The sequence below is a fragment of the Campylobacter sp. JMF_08 NE1 genome (assembly GCF_027737875.1).
Classification (GTDB): domain Bacteria; phylum Campylobacterota; class Campylobacteria; order Campylobacterales; family Campylobacteraceae; genus Campylobacter_B.
Window position 1 is genome coordinate 96701 of record NZ_JAOVUC010000005.1, and the last position, 15530, is coordinate 112230.

16 protein-coding genes are annotated in these 15530 nt (G+C 39.1%); 14 read left to right on the forward strand and 2 right to left on the reverse strand.

Annotated elements, in window-relative coordinates; translation table 11 throughout:
• Positions 1–47: 47 nt before the first annotated feature.
• From OFN91_RS05645 to OFN91_RS05670, 6 genes are all read left to right on the forward strand, one after another.
• Positions 48–731, forward strand: a complete 684-nt coding sequence (locus tag OFN91_RS05645) for a F0F1 ATP synthase subunit A (RefSeq protein ID WP_270858236.1) — start codon at positions 48–50, stop codon at positions 729–731.
• A 25-nt stretch (positions 732–756) separates the two neighbouring features.
• On the forward strand, positions 757–942 hold the full coding sequence (locus OFN91_RS05650) for a hypothetical protein (protein ID WP_270873568.1): 186 nt from the start codon (positions 757–759) through the stop codon (positions 940–942).
• 108 nt (positions 943–1050) lie between these two features.
• A complete protein-coding gene (gene gatB / locus OFN91_RS05655; RefSeq protein WP_270873569.1) occupies positions 1051–2469 on the forward strand; it encodes an Asp-tRNA(Asn)/Glu-tRNA(Gln) amidotransferase subunit GatB in 1419 nt (472 codons plus the stop codon).
• A 50-nt stretch (positions 2470–2519) separates the two neighbouring features.
• Positions 2520–3983, forward strand: a complete 1464-nt coding sequence (locus tag OFN91_RS05660) for an MBOAT family O-acyltransferase (RefSeq protein ID WP_270873570.1) — start codon at positions 2520–2522, stop codon at positions 3981–3983.
• A gap of 163 nt (positions 3984–4146) precedes the next feature.
• Positions 4147–5103, forward strand: coding sequence for a hypothetical protein (locus OFN91_RS05665; protein WP_270873571.1), 957 nt, complete (start codon positions 4147–4149; stop codon positions 5101–5103).
• 43 nt (positions 5104–5146) lie between these two features.
• On the forward strand, positions 5147–6037 hold the full coding sequence (locus OFN91_RS05670; RefSeq protein WP_270873572.1) for an NAD(P)H-dependent glycerol-3-phosphate dehydrogenase: 891 nt from the start codon (positions 5147–5149) through the stop codon (positions 6035–6037).
• Positions 6038–6211: 174 nt separating this feature from the next.
• On the opposite strand, the gene OFN91_RS05675 is transcribed toward OFN91_RS05670, so the two are convergent.
• Together OFN91_RS05675 and OFN91_RS05680 are read right to left on the reverse strand one after the other, a co-directional pair.
• Entirely contained in the window at positions 6212–7267 is a 1056-nt protein-coding gene (locus tag OFN91_RS05675) for a DUF3137 domain-containing protein (RefSeq protein WP_270873573.1), read from the reverse strand.
• Between the two features lie 15 nt (positions 7268–7282).
• Entirely contained in the window at positions 7283–8068 is a 786-nt protein-coding gene (locus tag OFN91_RS05680) for a histidinol-phosphatase (RefSeq protein WP_270873574.1), read from the reverse strand.
• A gap of 72 nt (positions 8069–8140) precedes the next feature.
• On the opposite strand from OFN91_RS05680, the gene OFN91_RS05685 reads away from it, so the two are divergent.
• The 8 genes from OFN91_RS05685 to ffh all read left to right on the forward strand — a co-directional run bounded on the left by OFN91_RS05685 (position 8141) and on the right by ffh (position 15502).
• On the forward strand, positions 8141–9403 hold the full coding sequence (locus OFN91_RS05685) for a peptidase U32 family protein (RefSeq protein WP_270873575.1): 1263 nt from the start codon (positions 8141–8143) through the stop codon (positions 9401–9403).
• Complete coding sequence (gene purE, locus OFN91_RS05690; protein WP_270873576.1) at positions 9400–9894, forward strand: 5-(carboxyamino)imidazole ribonucleotide mutase; 495 nt, start codon at positions 9400–9402, stop codon at positions 9892–9894. Before OFN91_RS05685 ends, purE begins: the two co-directional genes overlap by 4 nt.
• Positions 9895–9903: 9 nt before the next feature.
• Positions 9904–10776 carry a glycine--tRNA ligase subunit alpha gene (glyQ, locus tag OFN91_RS05695; RefSeq protein WP_270873577.1) on the forward strand — a complete coding sequence of 291 codons (873 nt, stop codon included), beginning with the start codon at positions 9904–9906 and terminating at the stop codon, positions 10774–10776.
• A complete protein-coding gene (locus OFN91_RS05700) occupies positions 10773–11495 on the forward strand; it encodes a Nif3-like dinuclear metal center hexameric protein (RefSeq protein WP_270858247.1) in 723 nt (240 codons plus the stop codon). The genes glyQ and OFN91_RS05700 overlap by 4 nt, the downstream gene beginning before the upstream one ends.
• 10 nt (positions 11496–11505) lie before the next feature.
• On the forward strand, positions 11506–12213 hold the full coding sequence (locus tag OFN91_RS05705; RefSeq protein ID WP_270873578.1) for a zinc ribbon domain-containing protein: 708 nt from the start codon (positions 11506–11508) through the stop codon (positions 12211–12213).
• Positions 12210–13373 carry a lipid IV(A) 3-deoxy-D-manno-octulosonic acid transferase gene (waaA, locus tag OFN91_RS05710; protein WP_270865977.1) on the forward strand — a complete coding sequence of 388 codons (1164 nt, stop codon included), beginning with the start codon at positions 12210–12212 and terminating at the stop codon, positions 13371–13373. The genes OFN91_RS05705 and waaA overlap by 4 nt, the downstream gene beginning before the upstream one ends.
• Positions 13354–14109: an RluA family pseudouridine synthase gene (locus tag OFN91_RS05715; protein WP_270865976.1), complete on the forward strand. Its 756-nt coding sequence runs from the start codon at positions 13354–13356 to the stop codon at positions 14107–14109. Before waaA ends, OFN91_RS05715 begins: the two co-directional genes overlap by 20 nt.
• A 61-nt stretch (positions 14110–14170) precedes the next feature.
• Positions 14171–15502, forward strand: coding sequence for a signal recognition particle protein (ffh, locus tag OFN91_RS05720; protein WP_270865975.1), 1332 nt, complete (start codon positions 14171–14173; stop codon positions 15500–15502).
• Positions 15503–15530: the final 28 nt, after the last annotated feature.

Genomic DNA, 15530 nt, shown 5'->3' on the forward strand with positions numbered 1-15530 from the left:
TTAAAAAGGTAAAATGTGCGCAAAATTTTAATCCCAAAAGGTAATTTATGTTAAAAGACATATTCTTGTTCGCTGGTAGTTTATTTACTTACGACCACACTTTTATTTATCTATTTTATTTCTTTTTAGTAGTTGCTATCATTATAGCTATTGCGATTTTTTCTACTCGCTCACTTCAACTCGTCCCACACGGTATGCAAAATATCGCTGAGGCTTATGTTGGCGGTGTTTTATCTATCGGCAAGGACACAATGGGTAGCGAAGAAAGAGCCAAAAAATATCTCCCACTTGTAGCAACTCTTGGTTTGGTTGTATTTTTAAGCAATATTATCGGTCTAATTCCTGGTTTTGAATCCCCTACTTCTAGCCTAAATTTGACGCTTTCTTTGACACTTTGTGTGTGGTTTTATTACCATTTCGAGGGTATTAGAGAGCATGGTGTCGTAGGATATTTCAAACACTTCATGGGTCCAGTAAAGGCTCTTGCGCCATTTATGTTTATCGTCGAGCTTATCTCACACTTCGCGCGCGTTGTGTCGTTATCTTTCCGTCTTTTTGGAAATATCAAGGGCGATGATATGTTCCTTTTGGTTATGCTTACGCTATTCCCTGCGCTCGTGCCTATGGTGCCTTATGCGCTACTAACCTTTATGGCGATTTTGCAAACTTTCATTTTTATGGTTCTTAGCTATGTTTATCTAGCTGGTGCCGTAGTAGTTGATGAGCATTAATTTTAAACGCAATTTTTTATACTTTTTGGTAGGCGCATCGTTCGGACTGATTTTCGTCGGTGCGTTTATCTTTTTTTCATATCCTGCATTTTATTTTTTAGGTCTTAAATTTCTGCTAATCTGCACAGTTCCCGGGGTCGTGTGTGTCATCATCACCTGCCTTTTAGTCGATTTGCTCGATTTAAAAGAGCAATTAGAAAACAAAAAGTAAAATTTAGCCTCAAATTTTGCCAAATTTTGAGCTGAAATTTCAAAATTTAACCGATTTCAAATTTAATTAGTAGTAAAATCACAGAATTTTGTTTTAAAGGTAAAATTTATGTTTGAAACCATAATCGGACTTGAAGTTCATTGTCAATTAAATACAAAAACCAAGATTTTTTGCTCATGCGCCACTAGCTTCGGAGATAAAGCAAACACCCATGTTTGCCCTACTTGCCTAGCCTTGCCGGGCGCACTTCCTGTGCTAAATAAAGCAACTGTTATCAAGGCCATAAGCTTTGGCACCGCGGTCAATGCGACCATAAATCGCAAGTCGATTTTCGATAGAAAAAACTATTTCTACCCTGATTTGCCAAAAGCGTATCAAATTTCACAATTTACAATCCCTATCGTCGAAAACGGCGAGCTTTTTATCAATATTGACGGAGCGGAAAAGCGCATAGGTATCACGCGAGCGCACCTAGAAGAGGACGCGGGTAAAAACAGCCACGAAAACGGCAGAAGCCTAGTCGATCTAAACCGCACAGGAACGCCACTTCTTGAAATCGTAAGCGAGCCTGATATGCGTTCTAGCGATGAAGCTGTGGCATACCTGAAAAAACTGCACTCGATTTTGCGCTTTTTAAATATCAGCGACGCAAACATGCAAGAGGGCTCTTTCCGCTGCGATGTCAATGTCAGCATTCGTCCAAAAGGCGATGACAAGCTCTACACTCGCGTTGAAATCAAAAATTTAAATTCATTTAAATTTATCCAAAAAGCCATAGAATATGAAGTCCAGCGCCAAATTTCAGCTTGGGAAGATGGCAAATACGACGAGCTAGTTTATCAAGAAACTAGGCTTTTTGATACGAATAAATTTGTAACCAAATCAATGAGAAGCAAGGAAGATAGCGCAGAATATCGCTATTTCCCTGATCCTGATTTGCTAACTGTGATAGTCGATGATGAGATGATGAAAGAGGGGCAAAATATCCCTGAACTGCCTGATGAGAAAAAAATTCGCTATGTCGAAAAGCTTGGTATCAAACCAAAGGACGCAGAAGTCATCATCTCAACCTATGAAAATGCGAAGTATTTCGAGGATTTGATTAACGCAGGGCGCGAGCCAAAACTATGCGTAACATGGCTAAATGTCGAGCTAAACGGCCGCCTTAAAAACGGCGTAACTATCGAAAACAGCCCTGTTGATAGCGCGAAAATGAACGAGCTTTTAACCCGCATTGAAGACGGCACAATCAGCCAAAAAGCGGCAAAAGAGGTGCTGGATTTCTTAATGGAAAATGATGAAAGCGTCGATAGCGTAATCGAAAAACTTGGCTTAAAACAAGTTAGCGATGACGGCGCGATAATCGCTATAATCGACGCAGTTTTAGGCGCAAACGCCGACAAAGTCGCAGAATACAAAAGCGGAAAAGATAAGCTATTTGGCTTTTTTGTAGGGCAGGTTATGAAGGAAGGCAAGGGAGCGTTTAATCCAGCAAAAGTAAATGAGCTTTTGAAGCAAAAGCTTTAATAACATTTTTCAAATTTTGAGCGTTTTTAAAATAATTTAAAGGATTAAATTTGCTCTTTAATAGCCCAGTTTTTATCTTTGCATTTTTGCCGATAACATTTTTTGTATATTTTTGGCTTAATCACAAAAGATTGAGCGAAGCGGCAAAAGCTTTTTTGGTCGTGGCTAGTCTATTTTTTTACAGCTGGTGGAACCCTGCGTATTTGCCATTAATCCTAGTTTCTATGGTTTTTAATTTCACGATTGGTTCGTATTTATCAAGGAATTTTGGCAACGCAAATTTAAAAAAGCAAATCTCACCAAAAACACTTCTTATCATTGGAATTTGTGGAAATGTTGCACTTTTGGGCTATTTTAAATACGCAGATTTTTTCATATTAAACGCAAATTTTATCTTTGGCACCGAATTTGAGTTTTTAAAACTTACTTTGCCGTTAGCGATTTCGTTTTTTACATTTCAACAAATCGCCTACCTAGTCGATAGCTACAAAGGCGAAACAAAAGAGTATGATTTTTTATCTTATGCTCTTTTTGTCTCGTTTTTCCCGCAACTCATCGCAGGTCCGATTGTTCATCATAAGGAAATGATGCCGCAGTTTGCCAAAATTCGCAATAAAGTCAAAAATTATGGCAACATTTTGCTAGGGCTTTTTATCTTTTCAATGGGGCTTTTTAAAAAGGTCGTCATCGCTGATACTTTCGCCGTTTATGCCACACAGGGCTTTGATAAAATGGAGGTTTTAGAGTTTTTTACGGCGTGGCAGACTTCGCTATCTTATACTTTTCAGCTTTATTTTGATTTTAGCGGATACTGCGATATGGCGATAGGTGCTGCACTTTTATTTAACATACGACTTCCTATAAATTTCAACTCGCCTTATAAAGCTACTGACATACAGGACTTTTGGCGTAGGTGGCATATCACTTTGGGGCGATTTTTGCGTGATTATATCTATATTCCGCTTGGGGGAAATAGGGGGGGGCTAACTCGGACCTGCTTAAATTTATTTGCTACTTTTTTAATCGGCGGAATTTGGCACGGGGCTGGTTGGACATTTGTATTTTGGGGCTTTTTGCACGGCATAGCACTGGTAATCCACCGCCTTTGGTCGCTTACAAAAATCAAACTACCAAAAATCCTAGCTTGGATAATCACATTTAATTTTGTAAATTTTGCATGGGTATTTTTTAGGGCAAATTCGTTTGATGATGCTATAAAAGTGCTAAAAGGTATGGTTGGGGTAAATGGCATTGATTTATCAAGTCTAACTTTTTGGAAAAATTACGAATTTTTAGAAATAATCAAAGCGCTTGTAAAAGGTGATTATTTAATGTTTTTACCATATATCTTAGTTATTGCAATCTTTTTTAGCAATTTTTTTAAAAATTCAATTGAATTTAGCGTTAATAAAAATAAATTTAGATATTCATTTTATTTTTCGTTGATATTTTTTGTATCTACCTATGTTTCACTTTTTGGTGAGTATAGCGAATTTATATATTTTAATTTTTAAGGTTTTAACCGTGCATAAAAAATTAGTTTTGGCATTTTTTGGATTTTTTATATCTTTCTTTTTAATTTTGCTTTTTACTATTTGGTTGATTGATCCGCTTAGATTTTTTCATAAACCATATTTTTGTGAAACTGCGGATTTAAATATGCGATTTAACGCTTTTATGATTATTAATAACTATGATAATTTTGATAGCATTGTTTTAGGAAGCTCTATGCTAGAAAATACTTCTGCAAAAGAAGCTTCACAGAATTTAGGCGCTAAATTTGTAAATTTATCACTCGCAGGTAGTGATTTATTTGAACGAAGTTTAATTTTGGAATATATTTTAAGACAAAAACAATTAAAAAAAATTATATATTCATTTGATTACAATGTTATTATTGGCGCAAGAAAAGGTGCACCAGAATATAATTTTTCTAAATTTAAACCTTTGTATGCAAATAATAAATTTGAAAAATATAAAGTTTATTTTGATAAATATGTTTTTATAACAACACTAAAATCACTTTTTTCTTGTCAAAAATTTAATATCGATACACCAAGAGAATGGGCTAGTAAATTTAATATCAATGATTATGGTTTTGAAAACTGGATAAAAATGCAGACACCAAATGCAAAAACTAATATTGATGATATAAAAAACAGGCTAAATTATATAAACAGTAGCAAAAAACAAATTTTGAAGAATTTAAACGAACAAATTACAAATTCTAAAATATATGTCGATGAATATATTTTAAAATTTGTTTCGCAAAACCCACAAACTGAGTTTTATATCGTCTTGCCGCCGTATTCTCGCATACATAATGCCATAGAATTTCACACTAAAAAGCGAGATTTTTTGGTTACAAAAGAAGTTTTGCGTTATTTGGTAGAGCAAAGCCAAATTTACAAAAATCTAAAAATTTACGCTTGGGGTGATACGGATTATCCTGATGATATCGCAAACTACAAAGATTTAACGCACTATTCGCATAAATTTAACTCTCAAATGCTTTTGTATTTAAAAGACGGCACAGGGCTTTTGACGCCACAAAATTTTGACGAATATTACGATAAATTCGAGCAAAAATCCCGCGAATTCGACCTTATGCCGTATTATGAAAAAATAAAATAAATTTTGCTAAAATCCTAGCTAAATTTTTCAAAAAAGAGGCAAAATGAAAATAGCAATCATCGGGGCAGGTAAATGGGGAAGTGCGCTTTGTGGCGCGTTAAGCGAAAAAAACGAGTGCGTCATAACCTCGCGCACACCGCGAAATTTGCCAAATTTCGTCAGTATCGAAGAAGCCTTGGATTGCGAAATGCTAGTATTTGTCATCGCCGCTCAGCACACGGCGGAGTTTTTAGCCCATAATTTCACAAACAAAAACCAAAAAATCCTAGTCGCCTCAAAGGGCATCGAGGCCAGCAGTGGCAGGTTTTTAAACGAGATTTTCGAGCGCCACACGAGCGCGCAAAACCTCGCCTACCTCTCAGGCCCCTCATTTGCGAGCGAAGTTACGCGCAAACTGCCTTGTGCCCTCGTGGTAAGCTCTGCAAACCTCGCCCTCGCCGAAGCGATTGCAGAGCTTTTCCCGCCATACATGAAAACCTACGCCAGCACCGATGTCATCGGCGCAGAAATCTGTGGCGCGTATAAAAATGTCATCGCCATAGCCAGCGGGATTTGCGACGGACTGGGGCTAGGTAACAACGCCAGAGCCAGCCTCATCGCGCGTGGAATCGTCGAAATCGCACGATTTGGCAAGTTTTTTGGCGCGCAGGACGACACATTTTTGGGTCTTAGCGGGGTTGGCGATCTGTTTTTGACCGCTTCTAGCGAGCTTTCGCGCAACTACCGCGTGGGGCTAGGCCTAGCTAAAAACAAAAGTTTGGAGCAAATTTTAAGCGAGCTTGGCGAGGTCGCAGAGGGCGTATATACTGCGCGCGCAGTCGAAAAAATCGCCAAAGAGCATGGGATTTACACGCCGATTTCAAGCGAAGTGAATAAAATTTTAAATGGCAAAAATGTCAAGGAAAGTTTGCAAGATTTGCTGAAAAAACACTAAAATTTAGTGAAATTTTTAAATTTCGCTTCGCAAATTTTAGGATACTGCACCGAAATTTCGCTTTTAAGTGTCATTGCGAGCGAGTGAAACGAGCGTGGCAATCTACAAATTTTAAATTCACAGCTACCAAAATGGCAAAATTCTACAAAATTCCACGCAAAATTTAGCCAAATTTCACGCTTTCCAAATTCTTGTATTTAAATTTAGAGTTTTAACGATTGATAAAAAATGCGAAAGTTCTCGTTTTATGGTAAAAGCTGGGTTTGCGCGTAAAACACTTTTATCGATGTCTGGCTCAAAATTATCCTTGCCCGTATCTAAAAATATGTAAATTTTATCTCCCGCAAAACTAACGCTGATTGGGAAATTCAGCCGTCTTTTCAAATCCAAAAGTCGCTTCATAAACGCAGGACTTAAAATATACATTGCATTTTGCAAATCATTTGAATAAACGCTAAATTTAGCGTTAAATTCGCTATTATCCATTGTGATTTTTTTAAATTGTTTGGCGTTGTCATTTGTGGTGTCATTTGAAATTACAAATAAATTTGAATTTGCCTTTTTGTTAAAACTAGCATGAAAAAATACGCCGTAAATATCATATCCTTTTATAGTATCAACAAGAGCTATATCTACAAAAGTAAATTTTATTCCATCGACTTTTCCACAAATTTTATCATTACCACTTTCTATATAATTAATACTTTCTCTAAAAATTTTACTATGTCTTAAATACATATTTTCTATTAAACCATTTTCATTATAATCATAACCAAACTCTGCCAAATAAGGCTTCAAAGATTGAATTTTAAATTCTTTTTGATACTTTTTCTGTTTTGATTTTTTTATGCTTTTCATACACATTTTATAAATTAAATTCATTGAAAAAATAGTAAAAATTATAACTACAATATAGAAAAATTTTGGATATTTTTCTGCCAAATTTGTTGCTATTGTAAAAAATATCATAGGTGTAATTCTGGCAAACAACATATATTTTATTTGTGGCGTTTTATCAAGCTCAAAAATATCCGCAATATAAAAAATCATAGGCAAACATAAAATAAAAGCAATGGGAATACTTGCACTTTTTACATCATAACCAGAATAATGAAAAATTATCAAAACCAAACTCGGGATTACAAAAGTCCCCAAAATAACAAAAGGCTTTAAATTATCAATTTCCTTTAAAGTATTTTTTCTTAAATTTTCTAGTTCGTAAATATCCAAATTCTTGCCTTAAATTTAAAATTTCACTAGCTCTTTATCTCGTGAGCGATACAAAGCAATCTTATCCCAGCCAAACGCCCTAGCCTTGCGCATCAGCTCATCGTATCCAAAGCCCACTTGTGCCACAGCGTGCGCATCGCAACCAAAGCTAATATCCACGCCCTCGCTCGCAAACTCAGCCAAAAGCGCGTCGCTTGGGTAAATCTCACCTACCATTTTGCGAAGTCCAGCGGCGTTTAATTCTAGCGTGATACCGCTTTTTTTCACAGCCTTCACAGCTTCGCGCGCTAGAATTCTAATATCCTTTTTAGGGGTAAATTTAAAAATTTTAATCAAATCAAAATGTCCCAAAATGTCAAATTTACCGCTATCACACAGCGCACAAATCAGCGCAAAATACTCAGCGTAAATATCGTCTATATCGCGCTCGCTCCACTGCGCGATAAATTCCTCATTATCAAAGCCCCAATTATCCAAAAAATGCACCGAACCGATTAAGTAATCGCATTTGCGCGTCAAAACTCGCTCATCAATAAGCGCGCGATTTCGCATAAAATCCACTTCATAGCCGGTTAAAATTTCGATTTTATCCCCAAATTTCGACCTTGCTTCATTTATCATGCGCTCATATTCGCTCATCTGCGAAAAGCTCATACGATACTTTTCATCGAAATTCATCGGCGCATGATCGGCAAATCCATAGATATCAAACCCTAGCTCGCACGCTCTTTGCACATACTCGCAAACGCTCCCGCTAGCGTGGTTGCAAAGGGTTGTGTGGTTGTGTAAATCGACCTTCATTTTGCTTCCTTAAAATATTTTTTTGCTAAATTGTAGTAAAATCACGCTTTAAAAAATTTTATAGGATTATTTTTGAAAAAACCAGAACTTCTAAGTCCAGCAGGAAATTTAACTAAACTAAAAATCGCAATCGCTTATGGCGCAGACGCCGTGTATGCGAGCACGGGGGCATTTTCGCTTCGCCAAAGAAGCGCAAAGGAATTTGATAAAACTAGCTTTGAAGAGGGCGTCTGTTTTACCCATAAAATGGGCAAAAAAATCTACGCCACGGTAAATGGATTTCCCACAAATGTCCAAATCGACACTCTCGCGCGCCACCTTGAATACTTGCAAGATTTGCGCGTAGATGGGATTTTGGTCGCGACCCTTGGCGTAGCGCGTTTGGCAAAAAAATTCGCCCCAGATATTCCGCTACATATCTCGACCCAAGCAAATGTCCTAAACTGGCTTGACGCGCAGGTTTGGAGCGAGCTAGGGGCTACACGCATAGTAGCAGCGCGCGAAATGACGCTAAAAGACGCCGTGCTAATCAAAGAGCATTTGCCAAATTTAGAAATCGAAATTTTCGTGCATGGCTCGATGTGCTTTGCTTACAGTGGGCGCTGCCTAATCAGCGCGGTTCAAAGCGGGCGATTTAGCAACAGAGGCAGTTGCGCGAACGATTGCCGTTTCAAATACGAAATTTACGCCAAAAGTAACGACAATAACGCCCTATTTCGCCTGCAAGAGTGCGAAAACGAGGGCACTTACATAATGAACGCCAAAGATCTCAAACTAGCTAGCCACGCCGAAAAAATCCTCCAAACAGGCGCGATTGATAGCTTCAAAATCGAGGGTCGCACCAAAAGCGAATATTATGTCGCATGCGCCACGAACGCTTACAGACGCGCGATTGATGACGCAGCTAGCGGTAAATTTGAGCCTGAAATTTACGAAAGCGAGCTAGCGACGCTGAAAAATCGCGGTTTTAGCGACGGATACCTCATCAAACGCCCTTACGAGCGCGACGATACGCAAAATTTAAACACAAGTATCGAAGAAGGCACGCACCAAGTTTGCGCTATTTCAAATGACGGCGAGTTTATCAGCGTCAAAGATAAAATCGCGCTAGGCGAAATTTATGAAATTTTCGCGCCTTTTGGAGCGCAAATTAAGCCTTGCCAAAACGAATTTGGCGAAATTTTTGAAAACGGGGGTAAAAAATTTATCAAATTTAGCCGTTTGATTGCCAGAAATAACAAAGAATTTAGCGAAATTCACAGCGGGAATTTAAACGAAATCAAACTTCCTGCAAATTTGCCAGAATTTAGCTTTTTAAGAAAGGAAATAAAGTGAAATTTGTATCGATAATAATGGGTTCGAAAAGCGATTATGAAATCGTAAATGAGTGCGCGAAAATCCTAAAAGAATTTGGCGTGGCTTATGAAATGATAATCAGCTCCGCTCACCGCTCACCAAAACGCACCGCCGAGTATGTCGCAAACGCCGAGAAAAAGGGCGCGCAGGTCTTTATCTGCGCTGCTGGCATGGCAGCTCATTTAGCAGGAGCCGTGGCAGCAAACACAACCAAACCTGTGCTTGGAATCCCTCTTGGTGGAAGCGCGCTAGGAGGCATGGACGCGCTATATGCCACAGTGCAAATGCCAGGTGGAATACCTGTGGCGACCCTAGCTATCGGCAAAGCAGGGGCGAAAAACGCAGCGTTTTTAGCCGTGCAAATCCTAGCCCTAAGTGATGAGAGCTTAGCTGCAAAACTGCTTGCAAACAGAGCGCAACAAGCAGAAGCATTACAAAAAGATTCACAAAATATCGAAGTAATTTTATAAAGGAAAACTATGACATTTTCACAAATCATCTTAACACTTCAAAACTACTGGCACGAGCAAGGCTGCTTACTTGTCCAGCCTTATGACATGCCAAGTGGAGCTGGCACATACCACCAAGCTACATTTTTGCGCGCTATCGGAAATAAGCCGTGGAATGTAGCCTATGTAGCACCGAGCCGCCGCCCAACTGACGGGCGTTATGGCGAAAACCCAAACCGCCTTGGCGCATATTATCAATTTCAAGTGATTTTAAAACCAAGCCCAGATAATATCCAAGAGCTGTATTTAAAAAGCTTGGAGCGTTTGGGGCTAAATCTCAAAGAACACGATATTCGCTTCATCGAGGATAACTGGGAGAGCCCAACTCTTGGCGCTTGGGGGCTAGGCTGGGAGGTTTGGCTAGATGGCATGGAAGTTACGCAATTCACATATTTTCAACAAGTAGGTGGAATCCCTTGCGAGCTAATCAGTGGCGAGATCACTTATGGGCTCGAAAGACTTGCCATGTATCTACAAAACAAGGACAATGTCTATGACATAGCGTGGGACGAAAATGTAACTTATGGCGATGTGCATAAAAGAAGCGAATTTGAGTTTTCTAAATACAATTTCGAAGTCGCAGACGCAAATAGGCTTTTTGCGCAGTTTGAAAACGCCTCAGCCGAGTGCAAATCTATCCTAGCGCAGGGACTGGCTCTACCAGCGTATGATTACTGCATGCTAGCAGCACACACCTTCAATGTCCTTGATGCCAGAGGCGCAATCAGCGTAACCCAAAGACAAGACTATATCCTAAAAATCCGTGATATGGCGAAAAACTGCGCGCTTTGCTATGCCGATTCAGAAAAATACTTGCAAAATTTGGCTAAGGAAAATTCGTGAAACTAGGCGAAATTTATGAAATTCTAAATACTCTCGCGCCCTTTGAGGACGCCGAGAGCTGGGATAATAGCGGAATTTTACTAGGCGAAGCAGGAAGCGAGATAGGCGAAGTTTATCTTAGCCTTGATGTTACTAGCGAATTAGTAGAAAAAGCCTGGCCAGGCTCGCTTCTCATCGTTCATCATCCGCTGATTTTTAAGGGATTAAAATCGCTAAATCCGCTAATTTATCCCTCAAATTTGATTTATCAACTAATCCAAAAAAACATCAGCGTCATTGCCATGCACACGAATTTCGACAAACATCTGCTAAATAAATATGTCGCGCGTGAAATTTTGGGCTATGAAATTTATGAAAGCAGAGAATTTTTGGAATTCATGCGCGTGGATATGAGCTTTTATGAGCTTGTAAGCGACATAAAAGCCAAATTTAACATGCCTATAATCAGGGCTGTAAATGCCAAAGCGCATATCAAAACGATCGCGCTTTGCACAGGAAGCGGAAGCGAGCTAAATGAAAATTTGGGCGTGGATTGCTTCATCACAGGTGATATCAAATATCATAGTGCGATACAAAATTTAGAAAATAAGGTCTGTTTGATAGATATCAATCACTTTGAAAGTGAGCGCTACTTTGGGGCTTGCCTCGCTCCACACTTGCCAAAAGATAAAATAAAAGTTATAATAAACGAACAAAAAAATCCATTTAAATATTACTAAAAGGAAAATCATGAACAAATATCTAAATCAGTTAGTCGAGCTGTGCGAACACGACAAAGAACTAGACAGCTTCAAGCCAAAAATCGAAGCAGCCCAAGCAAGACTAAATTCGAAAGTTAATCAAATCGACAAAGCCAAAAACGAAATCGATGTGCTAAACACTGAAATCGAGGAGCTAAGTGAGCAAATTTCACTCACAAACGCTCAAATCGCGGAGCTAAACGCTAAATCAAAAAGTAGCGCGAAAAAATCAGCCTCACTAAAAACAGAAAAAGAGATCAAAGCCCTTAGCGTCGAGGTCGATATCACAAAAGAGCAGTTAAGTGCTGCAAACGAGCAAATCGATAGATTAGAAAAACATGTCGAAACAAAAAAAGCCCTAATCGCTGATTTAGAGGCGCAAAAAAGCGCATTTGAGACAGAGCTTGAAGAGATCAAAGCAGAGGTTAGCACCCAAATGGGCGAGGTCGAGGAGAGCAGATCGAAAATTTATTCAGTTCGCGAAAAACTAATCAAATCAATGGATCCAAAAACCGTATCCTTCTACGAAAAAATCCGCAAATGGGCTAGTAACACAGCTGTCGTTCCAGTGCGCAAACAAGCCTGCTATGGCTGTTTCATGAGATTAAACGACAGAGTTTATAGCGCAGTTATCAAAAGCGATGATATCGTAACCTGCCCGTATTGTGGCAGAATTTTATACAAAGAAGCAGAGTGATTTATACACTTTTTTCTTTTCTTATCTGGCTACTTGCACTGCCGTTTTTGGCGGTGCTAGCCATCAAAAAAAAATATCGCAAAAGCCTTCCTGCTAGGTTTTTGCTATTTAAAAATCCGAAATTCAACCCCTGCGATGTGCATTTTCACGCTTGCAGTCTTGGCGAGGTAAATGCGCTTAAAAACCTAATCTCAAATTTCGATAGCCTAGCCCTTACCACAACCACAGACACGGGCTTTGCAGCAGCGAAGCAAATCACGCAAAACTCGCGCTTTTTGCCATTTGAAAATCTGCTTCCATTTTGGTTAGAAAAGGCCAAAGTTACCGTGATTTTCGAGGCTGAGTTGTGGCTAAATTTAGTGCGAAGCGCGAAAAAAAACGGCTCTTTTATCGTGCTTTTAAACGCTAGAATTTCAGATAAAAGCTACAAAAACTATCTGCGATTTAAATTTTACTACAATAAAATTTTTGAAAATATTGATTTGGTTTTAGCCCAAAGCGAGCGCGATAAGGCCCGTCTTAGCGAGCTTGGCGCAAAAAACATAATCGTAGCTGGAAATATCAAAAGCGCAAATTCTAGCTCTCCAAGCAAAAATTTGCCAAAATTTCAAAACTGCACCACTATCACGATTGCTAGCACGCACGAGGGCGAAGAGGAGCTGATTTTAGCAGGACTTAAAAATTTCGCGCAAAATAACAAAAATTTCAAATTTATCCTTGCTCCACGCCACCCTGCCCGTTTCGAGCACTGCGCCAAAATCGCGAAAATTTGGGCAGATGAGCTAAATTTGAGTTTTGAGAAATTTAGCGAAAACAAAAATTTCAAAAGCGATTTTATACTGCTTGATACAATCGGCGAGCTGATAAATTTCTACGCCATTAGCGATATTGTAATCCTTGGTGGCAGTTTTGTGCCAAATATCGGCGGACACAATCCAATCGAACCTGCTAGCTTTGGCGCTAAAATCATCAGCGGCAGGTATTTTCACAACCAAAACGCGCTGTATAATCTAGTAAAAAATATCAAAATTTGCGAAGCTAGCGAGCTTGGTGACGCGCTAAAAAACCCGCCCCAAAAGAGCGAAATTTTGCAAATTTGCGATTTAGAACGCATTATAAAAATCATAAAGGACGAAATCAATGCAAGAAAAAGCCTATAAACTTCTAGCAATCCAAGAAAAAATTTCAAACAACGAAGCCAAGGCGCTAATAGATGCTGGGCTTGTGAGCGCGCACGGCAAAAAGCTTAGCGTAGCGCGCGAAATGATGAGCGAAAAAACCATTTTTAGCGTCGCAAAAATGGAAAAACCAAAGCTGATTTACGAGGACGAAAACATCATCGCCGTGGATAAACCTGCGTTTTTGGAGTGCGAAAATTTAGAAAAAATTTATCACGCAATTCTCTTAAATCGCCTTGATAAGGGGACAAGCGGAGTAATAATGCTGGCTAAAAACGAGGAATTTCGCCAAAAAGCGATAAACGAATTCAAAGCCATGCGCGTAAAAAAAACATATCTTGCCCTCGTAAATGGCATAGTCAGCGAAGAGATCAAAATCACCGACCCAATCCTCACAATCAAGGGCAAATCCGGCGCGATTTCGAAAATTTCGCCAAACGGCAAAGAGGCGATTACAAATGTTTTTCCGCTCATGGTAAGCGGTAAAAAATCCTTTGTCAAAATCACAATCGAAACTGGTCGAACGCACCAAATCAGGGTGCATTTAGCCAGCCTCGCTCACGGCATAATCGGCGATGAAAAATACGCCAAAAGCAAATCAAAGCGTATGTTTTTGCACTCATACCAAACCGAAATTTTAGGACTTAAATTTATCGCTCCATTAAAAGGCGAATTTAACGAATTTGGCTTTGATATACCAAAAAATATGCAATATTAACAGCTATTTAAGTTAAATTTTGGTAATATCGTAGGTTTAATAATTTTATAAGGGAACGATAGTGTTTGAGATAATCAGTGAATCATTTAAAAATGCGGTTAATAAGCTAAAAACAATCGATGATGAAAAAGCGCTCAAAAACGCGCTTGACACCCTCAAAAAGGCACTTTTGAAGGCAGATGTTCATCACAAAGTAACCAAAGATTTCATAGCATTAGTAGAAGCCGATGTCAAAATCAACGGAATCGGTCAAAAGCAATTTTTAGATTCAATCAAAAACAACCTAACCATGATTTTAACAGCGCCAAAAGGCAGCAATCAGGGCTTTGTTTTTGCTGATACGAACCCTACAATCGTGCTTATGGCAGGTTTGCAAGGTAGCGGTAAATCAACCACCACTGTAAAACTCGCAAATTTCTTAAAACTTAGAAAAAAGAAGGTGTTAATCGCAGCTTGCGACTTGCAACGCTTAGCAGCCGTCGAGCAACTAAAACAACTTTGCGAAGCAAACGAGATAGATCTTTTTGCCCTAGATAACGAAACAAACCCTATCAAAGTCGCAAAAGAGGCCCTTGTAAAAGCAAAAGCTGGATTATATGATGTGCTTTTAGTCGATACTGCTGGACGCCTCGCAATCGACGAAGCGCTAATGGAGCAAATTTCAAATATCAAAAAAGAGATTAATCCGCATGAAATTTTCTATGTCGCTGACGCGATGAGCGGTCAAGACGGCGTGAAAACAGCGGCTAAATTTAACGAAGTGCTTGAAATCAGCGGTGTGATTTTGAGCAAATTTGACGCCGATACAAAAGGCGGAATCGCCCTTGGAATCGCACATCAGTTAGGAATTCCACTTAGATTTATCGGAACGGGTGAAAAGGTCGCTGATTTAGAGGGTTTCATACCAGATCGTATCACTAGCCGTATCATGGGAGAGGGCGATTTAGCGACATTGGTCGAGAAAACAGCGGCTGTTTTCGACGAAAAAGAGGCAAAAAAATTAAACAAAAAAATCAAAAAAGGCGAATTTAATTTCAACGACTTTATTTCGCAGCTCGAAAGCGTCAAAAAGCTAGGAAATATGAAAAATTTAATCGGCATGATTCCTGGACTTTCTGGCATGGCAAACAAAATCCAAGATATTGATTTGGAAAATTCAAAAGAGATTAGACATATTAAAGCTATGATTGATTCTATGACGCCAAAAGAGCGCGAAAATCCAGATTTATTGAACAACTCTCGCAAACGCAGACTTGCCCAAGGCGCAGGTTTGTCGCAAGTCGAGGTCAATAGATTTTTGAAACAATTCACAAACGCGGCAAAACTTGCTAAAAAATTCTCGTCAAAAGGCGGTATGCAAGGGCTAGCCTCGATTGTGCAAAAACCGAGATAATTCTCGGTTTTAGAGCTTATCAATGCCC

Bases quoted from the DNA above. Each gene is read 5' to 3' on its own strand.
- OFN91_RS05645 (WP_270858236.1), top strand. From the start codon at position 48: ATGTTAAAAGACATATTCTTGTTCGCTGGTAGTTTATTTACTTACGAC.
- OFN91_RS05705 (WP_270873578.1), top strand. From the start codon at position 11,506: ATGAACAAATATCTAAATCAGTTAGTCGAGCTGTGCGAACACGACAAA.
- glyQ (WP_270873577.1), top strand. From the start codon at position 9,904: ATGACATTTTCACAAATCATCTTAACACTTCAAAACTACTGGCACGAG.
- OFN91_RS05680 (WP_270873574.1), bottom strand. From the start codon at position 8,068: ATGAAGGTCGATTTACACAACCACACAACCCTTTGCAACCACGCTAGC.
- gatB (WP_270873569.1), top strand. From the start codon at position 1,051: ATGTTTGAAACCATAATCGGACTTGAAGTTCATTGTCAATTAAATACA.
- OFN91_RS05670 (WP_270873572.1), top strand. From the start codon at position 5,147: ATGAAAATAGCAATCATCGGGGCAGGTAAATGGGGAAGTGCGCTTTGT.
- OFN91_RS05665 (WP_270873571.1), top strand. From the start codon at position 4,147: ATGATTATTAATAACTATGATAATTTTGATAGCATTGTTTTAGGAAGC.
- OFN91_RS05715 (WP_270865976.1), top strand. From the start codon at position 13,354: ATGCAAGAAAAAGCCTATAAACTTCTAGCAATCCAAGAAAAAATTTCA.